General features: G+C 36.9%; 7 protein-coding genes. 2 read left to right on the forward strand and 5 right to left on the reverse strand.

Going from position 1 to position 8,172, the window contains the following annotated elements:
* Window positions 1–172 precede the first annotated feature (172 nt).
* Together Q0L68_RS12640 and Q0L68_RS12645 are read right to left on the reverse strand one after the other, a co-directional pair.
* Window positions 173–2,161: a M1 family metallopeptidase gene (locus Q0L68_RS12640; RefSeq protein ID WP_296703690.1), complete on the reverse strand. Its 1,989-nt coding sequence runs from the start codon at window positions 2,159–2,161 to the stop codon at window positions 173–175.
* A 213-nt stretch (window positions 2,162–2,374) separates the two neighbouring features.
* A complete protein-coding gene (locus Q0L68_RS12645) occupies window positions 2,375–2,932 on the reverse strand; it encodes a 2'-5' RNA ligase family protein (RefSeq protein ID WP_296703692.1) in 558 nt (185 codons plus the stop codon).
* Window positions 2,933–3,036: 104 nt separating this feature from the next.
* On the opposite strand from Q0L68_RS12645, the gene Q0L68_RS12650 reads away from it, so the two are divergent.
* Window positions 3,037–3,951 (forward strand): universal stress protein, encoded by a 915-nt coding sequence (locus Q0L68_RS12650; RefSeq protein WP_296703695.1) that lies wholly within the window; start codon window positions 3,037–3,039, stop codon window positions 3,949–3,951.
* Here Q0L68_RS12650 and Q0L68_RS12655 read toward each other — a convergent pair.
* The gene (locus Q0L68_RS12655; RefSeq protein WP_296703698.1) at window positions 3,948–4,634 is read right to left on the reverse strand and encodes a class I SAM-dependent methyltransferase; all 687 of its coding nucleotides are present in this window, start codon (window positions 4,632–4,634) and stop codon (window positions 3,948–3,950) included. The genes Q0L68_RS12650 and Q0L68_RS12655 overlap by 4 nt on opposite strands.
* A 464-nt stretch (window positions 4,635–5,098) precedes the next feature.
* Between Q0L68_RS12655 and Q0L68_RS12660 the strand changes: the two genes are divergently transcribed.
* Window positions 5,099–5,770 carry a methyltransferase domain-containing protein gene (locus Q0L68_RS12660; RefSeq protein WP_296703700.1) on the forward strand — a complete coding sequence of 224 codons (672 nt, stop codon included), beginning with the start codon at window positions 5,099–5,101 and terminating at the stop codon, window positions 5,768–5,770.
* A 9-nt stretch (window positions 5,771–5,779) separates the two neighbouring features.
* Here the strand turns inward: Q0L68_RS12660 and Q0L68_RS12665 are convergent, their stop codons facing one another.
* The gene (locus tag Q0L68_RS12665; RefSeq protein ID WP_296703702.1) at window positions 5,780–7,570 is read right to left on the reverse strand and encodes an ABC transporter transmembrane domain-containing protein; all 1,791 of its coding nucleotides are present in this window, start codon (window positions 7,568–7,570) and stop codon (window positions 5,780–5,782) included.
* A gap of 94 nt (window positions 7,571–7,664) precedes the next feature.
* Window positions 7,665–8,172 (reverse strand): FAD-dependent oxidoreductase (locus Q0L68_RS12670; protein ID WP_296703704.1); only part of this gene is annotated, 508 nt, incomplete at its 5' end.

Here is an 8,172-nt window from a genome sequence, read left to right on the forward strand (position 1 = left end):
CATTAATCTATTAATCTAGTATTAATGAACTAAATGACACAGTCTTGTCTTGCAACTCACACGGAGAGTAAGGCTTTTCTCAGTTTAGTTGATACCTATTGTCATTGGAAAAAAGCCCCAAATGGGGCTTTTTTATATTAATCTTTAATGATTTTATCTTGGGAACCCTGCCCTACTGTCGGGGCCAGCTATTATCTTCCAGATTATTATCTGGAAAACGACCATGCGGATCCAGGGTAATTTTCTTGATTTTTCTAGCTCCAAAATCCAAAACAGCTTCAAAAGTTCTATCACCATCAAACCAAACACTTACTGGCCAACTTACCTCCACCGTCGTTGGATCAAGCATTTTGGCATTTTGCATTGCTTTAATAGCAGGTCCATCTTCTTCAAATTCTACTTGCAATACGACAGGAGAAGGCATTTCTCCATCTTGTCTGACGGTTACAATCGTGTGTTCCCCTTCTGATTTGACTTCCTTGATAGACCCCTCCACAGACTCCGTTGTAAATAACCAATAATACCAAAACCATTCTAGGTTTTGGCCTAATTCATGATTCATAAAAAACATGTAGTCCCAGGGAGACGGATGTTTATAAGCCCAAGCTGCTGTATACTTCCTCATAGCATTTATCACTGCCTCATCTCCTACTATTCCACCAAGCATTGACAGCATAAGTGGTGTTTTCTGATATGTCTGAAATCCATAACCTGGACCAGCATAGTTGGCACTCCACATCAAAGGTGCTTCATCTTCGCTACCGCTTATCCGTCCATATCTTTGTCCATAGCCATCCAGATCATAGGGTAGGCCTGCGGCATCTGCTGCTGAAAGAATATTCATGTATTGATTAAACCCTTCATCCATCCAGCCATATCGTGTTTCGTTTGTACCAAGCATCATAGGCCACCACTGATGTGCTGTTTCATGATCCGCAGCACCTTGGTTTGAATTGATAACCATGGGATATTCCATTCCTGCACTCGGCCCATCTTGCAATGTCAACTGAGGAAATGGATAAGGTGACCAGAGTTTTGAGTAAAATTCTAATGCATGACGTGTGCGTTCCCCCGCATCTTCGAAAAACCTTTCTCTCTCAGGGATAAAAACCATATGAATCGGAATAGGGCCTTTATCAGGAATCATGGCACGAGTTGCTTTCCAAATAAACCGATCAGAAGTAGCCCATGCAAAGTCATTTACCTTATCTGCCACAAAACGCCAAGTAAGTTTTTCACCAGATAAAGTAGATTTACCTGCGCCTTTCTCATCTTCCCCTACAATTGTTAACTCTTCATCAGAATCTAACACTTTAGAAAGTTTTTGAATTGCTTTTGGAGTCAATACTTCTTTTGGATTTTGAAGAATCCCAGTTCCTGATACAATCCAACCCGCTGGAACGGTCAAGGAAACATCAAATCGACCAAAATTATTGAAGAATTCCGCTGGACCTAGATAGTCATTCGTTTCCCAACCTCTCAAATCATCATATTTAGCCAATCTGGGAAACCACTGGGTAGGTTGGAACAAGGTACTATCAAATCGTTGAGTCATTCTATGACCCCTACCATTATCTCCTCCAGGTAGTTTTGTATTCCAATCAATTTCTAATTCTACTGTACCCCCCGCTTTTATTGGATTGCTCAAAGTAATAGTAGCGACTGTTCTATTCAATCCACTTACTCGCAGTTGAGGTGACTCGTTTCGTCGGACTGGTGCTGCTTCTAAATCCACAGTCTCCCCACCTACTTTTATTCTGGTCACAATCATTCCTTCCGTCTGTTCGGCAGGAGTTGAAAAACCTCTAGGCACATCTGCTCTAAAAATATTATGATCTAACCTCAAAACGATTTGATTCAAATCATCTTTGCTATTGTTATGCACTAAAATCTTTTCAGAACCTGTGATAGTTTGAGTAGAAGGATCCAGGCTTGCATTGATGGTAAAATCAGTTTCCAACTGCCAATAATTTGGACCAGGTTTTCCCGTAAAATCTCTTGTCCCTTGCTCAAATGCTTTTCTAATTGAGTTTGTCATAGGAATATATTTTCGAATATCTCTCGTTTCCGTTTTAATAGAAGTACGAAGAGGTCTTGATTCATTCTCTTGTGCAAAAACCAAGGAAGAACTTAAGAGAAGTAAAAAGAATAGAAATCGCATTAGCTATAGAATTTTTCCAATTTGAAATATCTAATAAATATCCTATAAAACCAGCAAAGAATAAAGGTGATGAGTTTATCATTTGGTCATTCAATTAAAAGTAAGCAGAATGAACCTCTTAAAAAATCAATCCCATTTCGTCATTTATATAAAGATCAATTTCTTAATTGATTTGAGTTTTTCGAAAAAAATTGGGTTAAATGAACCTAATTTTCAATTAACCTCACCCCCTATTTCTACTTTTTTGTAGTTAATCCACCTTCCATCGACCCTCTTTAGCAAAAAAATTTGTTTAGAAACGAATTTTTCTAAAATGGGTCGCTCCTCCAGAGTTTTTATAATATTTGGCACCTGATTTTTTTTTAAGTCTTTGAATGCTAAGGTCATATGAGGATGGAAGTTTCGATCACTTAACTCATCTACTATATTTAATTCACGCTTGCAGAATGTTTTTAAATTCTTTTGAAGATTAAATAAATCATCCTTTGCATCCACATTTAAGTAGACAACTCGATCACCAAATGTTCGGACACCTCCGATTATCAGCTCCAAGGGTCGGTAGTCATTTAAAAACTGTTTTAACTTTTTTTCTAAATCATCTTCCTTTGCCTCATTATAAGTAAAAGGCATTTTGACCGTAATGTGAGCGGGTGATTTTAGTGCGTATTTGATATTAAATCGCTCTTTTAACATTTCCTTTAAAGAAGTTGCCTTTTCTTGTAAATCCCCTTCAGGAACCAATGCTAGAAAATATTTTTGAAAACTTGCCATCACTAAATTTTACCTTGAAATCAATTCTAATGTGCAAAAACAAAAAAACTATTCGATTTCCTCAATCAAAGCATTAAATTGATCATCTCAAATACCAAACTGCTATGAAATATTTTTCTAAGGCTATGATAGGCCTCGATCTTACAGAAATGGATGACATTCTTATAAAGAAGACAATTGTTTTCTTGGAGTTTCTAGGAATTGATAAATGCTATTTCGTTCATGTTGCAAAAGATTTGGCTATACCCCAAGAAATTTTAGACAACTATCCTGATTTATTGGCTCCAGGAGACGAGTCTCTCGAAGCAATAATTAAGGATAAATTAAAACAGTTTCATTTTCCAGAAAACATCGAAATAGAAGTTTTTGCTGAAGAAGGTAATCATCCTTTAGACACTTTTTTAAGATGGGCAAAAATAAAAAACGTCGATCTTATCATTATGGGGAGAAAGGAAACCTTGGAAGGAAGTGGTTCGCTTGCAAAAGGGGTAGCTAAAAAAGCTCCTTGTTCAATTTTGATGTTACAGGAAAAACGAGAGCCGGGGCTGCCAAAAAAGATCATGATTCCGAGCGATTTCTCGGAGCACACACATATGATTTATGATTTTGCAGAAAGAATTTCAGATGAATTAAAAGCAAAATTACTTCCCGTTCACATGTACCATGTTCCGCATGGCTATTCTAAAACAGGGAAATCATTTGAAGAGTTTGCTGAAATAATGAAGGAAAATGCTCATCGTGATTTCGAGAAATTTGTGAGTAAACACAACCATCCGGAACTAACATGCGATTTTGTACTAAATGATGGCGAAGATGATGGTAAAGTATTATTAGATGAGGCAGTAAAGTTAGACGTGGATATGATCTTATTAGGATCGAGAGGTAAAACCAAATCGGCAGCAATACTTTTAGGGAGTGTCGCGGAAAAACTTGTTATGGTAAATAATCTTCTTCCAATGATGATTTTTAAGAAAAAAGGAGAAACTATGGGCTTCTTCGACGCCCTTTTCAAAATCTAATCTTGCTTTCTAAAGTAAAAGCATACTTGATCCCCTTTGCCCTCTTGATTATACTGGAGGGCTTTTTCTTTAAATGCATCGATTTCTTCTTTGGCAAAGTTCTTTCCAATCAGCTTTGGGTCTAAGGCTAATCCTTTTTTGTATAACTCGGTACCCCAAAACTGGAATTCACTTGAATCAAATTCGATTTCATCTAGAATAAAGCCTGCTTTTTTTGCAATAGCCACCATTCCTTTCGTTGACGGAATCATCAAGTGGCGTGGAGCATCCAGCTGAACCCAGAAAACTCCTTCATCCTTCCAGATCTGTGCATCAGAAACTGGAGTTCTGATTAGCAATCGGCCACCTGGTTTAAGTTTTTCAAAACAAGCTTTAAGAATATCAAAAGGGTCAGGCATGTGTTCAAAGGAATGATGCATCATGATTAAGTCAAATTTTAAATCTGACTCTTCAATCCTCTTTTTCCAAATAGTCAAGGAAGGAGAAATTCTATTCTCTTCTTCAATAAAAGGATCAAAACCATGCAAATCCTGAAATCCGGAAGCAAAAAACTCATACAAAAGCTGTCCATTCCCACAACCAATATCTGCAATTCTGTCAGAAAATTTTGGCTTAATTTTCTTTAACCAATACCCAAAAGAAGGTTCAAAAAACTTACTCTCAAATTTGTAAAAAGATTTCATCCTAACTCTTTTTAAAATTCTCCGAAAAAAAGAAGAATAAGTAAGGTCTACCAAAGAATAGTAACCATTGGAATAATAGGATGAAAGATCGGAAGGTATTGTCGCCAGTTGGAGTGAACCACAAGACAAACATTCTAAATAAGTAAATTTTCCCCCCTGCCCAAACATCCTTTCTTCAGCTACATGCACTTTTTGATTCGAAGAACCACAAAATTTACATTTGTCCATCGAATCAACAGAAACTTTCATTGGGGTAAAATAAAATAGGTTGAGAGCTAATTCCAATCCAAAGCTATAGAAGATTATTGATTTATGGTTAAAGGGAAAAAATTGTCTGAAAATGGTAGATAAATCCAGTTGGGCACGGCTAAAATTACCATTTCCTAAAAAAATTAAGAAAAGATTGGTCAAGGCTGATTACTTTTGGATTTAATTGTTTCAAAAAACGCTCAGTTGAGCAAATTATGAGTTTTATTTCCAATTTATTTGCTTCATCTGACAAACCCGATTCTTTAGGAGCCAGACTAAGAAATAAAAGGCAGAAAGAATTTGAAGCCCTTTTTTATCATAGATTCAAAAAAACTGATCCTATAAAAATTTTGGATGTCGGAGGCACAGATTATTTTTGGAAAAATAGTTCCCTGCCAAAAAATCCAAATATTGAAATCACTTTACTCAATCTGCATAAAGAGGAAGTCAACATTCCAAGAATAAAAAGCGTGGTAGGGGATGCTACCAATATGCCCGAGTTTCCAGACTATAGCTTCGATTTGGTATTCTCTAATTCCGTGATTGAGCATCTTTATACCTGGGAAAATCAATTAAAAATGGCTCAGGAAATTCAAAGGGTTGGAAAATTATTTTTCGTGCAAACACCCAATAAATATTTTCCTGTAGAAGCTCACTACGCCATTCCATTTGCACAGTTTATGCCAAAATCTTTCATGTTGAAAGTCTTAACTAAAACTAGACTAAGCCGACTTAGTAAATGGGATGAAGCTGATGCAAAGCAATATCTGGATGAAATATTACTCATTGATAAAGCCGGAATGAAAAAATTATTTCCGGGAGCTTCTATCTACGAAGAACGAATGATGGGAATGGTGAAATCTTTCTCTGCTCATAATTTGATTTAATATATCAAATCAATTTTCAGCAAATTGAAGCCTTACTAGATTTGCATAAAAGCCCTCTTCTCTTTTAAGTAAATCCTGATGATTACCTTCCTCAATTATTTCTCCATCTTTCAATACATAAATTCGGTCTACTTTGCGGATAGTAGCAAGTCTGTGGGCAATGATGATTGTGGTTCTTCCTTTCATAAGCTCATCTAAAGCTTCTTGAACCAAAGACTCAGATTCTGCATCTAAGGAGGAAGTTGCTTCATCCAAAATTAAGATTGAAGGATTCTTTAAAATCGCTCTTGCAATAGCTACTCGCTGCCGCTGCCCGCCAGATAATTTCACTCCTCGTTCCCCCACCTTTGTTTCCAACCCTTCAGGAAATTTGCTGATGAATTGCCAAGCGTTTGCTTTTTTTGCAGCCAAAATAATTTCTTCTTCTGTAGCACCAGGCTTAGCATAAGCAATATTTTCCCGGATAGATCCTCCAAAAAGTAAAACTTCCTGTGGAACCATCCCGACTTTGCTTCTCAAAGCCTTCAAATCCCAATTATTGATGTTTTTGTCATCTACTAAAATGTTACCATTTTGAATCTCATAAAACCTCAATAACAATTGAATAATCGTAGACTTTCCAGCTCCAGAGTGACCCGCCAAAGCTACTTTCTCACCTGGGTTTACATGAAAGCTCAGATCCTTTAATACATCAATCTCAGGTCTGGTTGGATAATGAAAACGAATATTTTTAAAGTCAATTTTACCTTGAAAATCCAAAGCAACATCTCCACCCTCGTTTTCAGTTTCTTCATCTAGAATTTCCAACACCCTCTCTGATGAACCAATTGCTTTTTGAACTTGTCCATAAATATCGCCAAGACCTGCAATGGACCCACCTATAAATGTGGTATAAAGTACAAATGAAACCAATTCACCCACACTCATCTCTCCTGAACCTACTAAACTAGCTCCGTACCACATCACCGCGACAATGCCACCAAACAAGGCAAAAATGATAAAAGAAATAAATGCTCCCCTATATTTTGCCTGTCTCAATGCTACTGCGACAACAGAATTTAAACCTTTTCCGTACCTCGCTGATTCATAAGCCTCGCCGACAAACGATTTTACAGTACTGATTGATTGGAGAGTTTCTTCCACAATCACATTTGCTGCCGCCAATTCATCTTGAGTTTTTTTAGAAAGTTTTCTGATAAACTTCCCAAAAACCATAGCTATCAACACTAAGACCGGGAAAGTTCCCAGCATAAAAAGAGTCAGTTTGGGAGTATTGAATAATAAAAACCCAACTCCGGCCACCAATGTGATAATCTGTCTAAAAAACTCTGCAAGGGTGATTGAAAATGTATCTTGAAGCAAACTTACGTCTGCCGTAATTCTGGAAATTAGTTCACCAGTCCTTCTAGTATCAAAAAAGGTCATGGGAAGTCTAACCATTCTAGAATAAAGGGCTAACCTAATATCGCGCATTGATCTCTCAGAAACCAATGCAAAAAGCCAAACGCGAAAAAATGAAAACACACTTTGCACTGCTAAAATTGCCAACAGTATCAAAGCAATAGAATTTATATCTGTTACAATCCATTCAGTTCCCTGAGCTGCATCAATCAACTTTCCTGCTACAAAGGGAAAAGTAAGTAAGGTCAGCGAGGAAAGTAGGAGAAAAACCAAGCCTAATATAAATGCCCATTTATAAGGCATCAAAAATCGAAAAATAGTGCCGATTTTCTCTAGATTCTGCTTGGACAACTTCCTCTTTTCATGCTCTTCCAAAGCAGTGCCTCTTTGTTTTGCCATTATACTTTTTTGGTAATTGAACAGACAAAAGTAAGGGTTTTTATAGGTTTATCCTTCCTCATTATAATATTCCCTTTTTAAGATGAGTAATCTATTAAAGTTGAAATCTTGTAGGATTTTCTAAAACCAAATCAGCTAAATATTCACCCAAAGCTGCAGAATGTTTGAAGCCATGCCCAGAGCATGCTGAAACAATCCATTCATTAGGAATTTCAGGGTTTTTTTTGATGATAAAGTTAGCATCATTAGTGACCGTGTAGAAGCAGACTTCAGATTTCATAAATTCAGGCTTCAATCCAGAAATCCTATGTTTTATTTTTTCGTCCCAGAATAATTTTTGCTCCTGCAAGCTTACTTCCCGATTAATTTGATCAGGATGGTCAACTGATATAAATGACTCCGTAGCTACTTTAATACTATTCCCATCCAAGCTTGGAAAACCATAAATGAAATCCTCTGGGTCAGGGCCAAACCCCCACATATAAACTGGGGAATCATTCCATAAAACAGAATCAGTTTTAATCCAGTGAAGGACTTGTCTACAAATCTTGAATTTTGACCTATCGTCTGTCGAAACAAAATCCTTTATCCAACCTCCCGAG

It is taken from the genome of Algoriphagus sp., assembly GCF_024642405.1.
Taxonomy (GTDB): Bacteria; Bacteroidota; Bacteroidia; order Cytophagales; family Cyclobacteriaceae; genus Algoriphagus.

Bases quoted from the DNA above. Each gene is read 5' to 3' on its own strand.
- Q0L68_RS12660 (WP_296703700.1), top strand. From the start codon at position 5,099: ATGAGTTTTATTTCCAATTTATTTGCTTCATCTGACAAACCCGATTCT.
- Q0L68_RS12665 (WP_296703702.1), bottom strand. From the start codon at position 7,570: ATGGCAAAACAAAGAGGCACTGCTTTGGAAGAGCATGAAAAGAGGAAG.
- Q0L68_RS12655 (WP_296703698.1), bottom strand. From the start codon at position 4,634: ATGAAATCTTTTTACAAATTTGAGAGTAAGTTTTTTGAACCTTCTTTT.
- Q0L68_RS12650 (WP_296703695.1), top strand. From the start codon at position 3,037: ATGAAATATTTTTCTAAGGCTATGATAGGCCTCGATCTTACAGAAATG.
- Q0L68_RS12640 (WP_296703690.1), bottom strand. From the start codon at position 2,161: ATGCGATTTCTATTCTTTTTACTTCTCTTAAGTTCTTCCTTGGTTTTT.
- Q0L68_RS12645 (WP_296703692.1), bottom strand. From the start codon at position 2,932: ATGGCAAGTTTTCAAAAATATTTTCTAGCATTGGTTCCTGAAGGGGAT.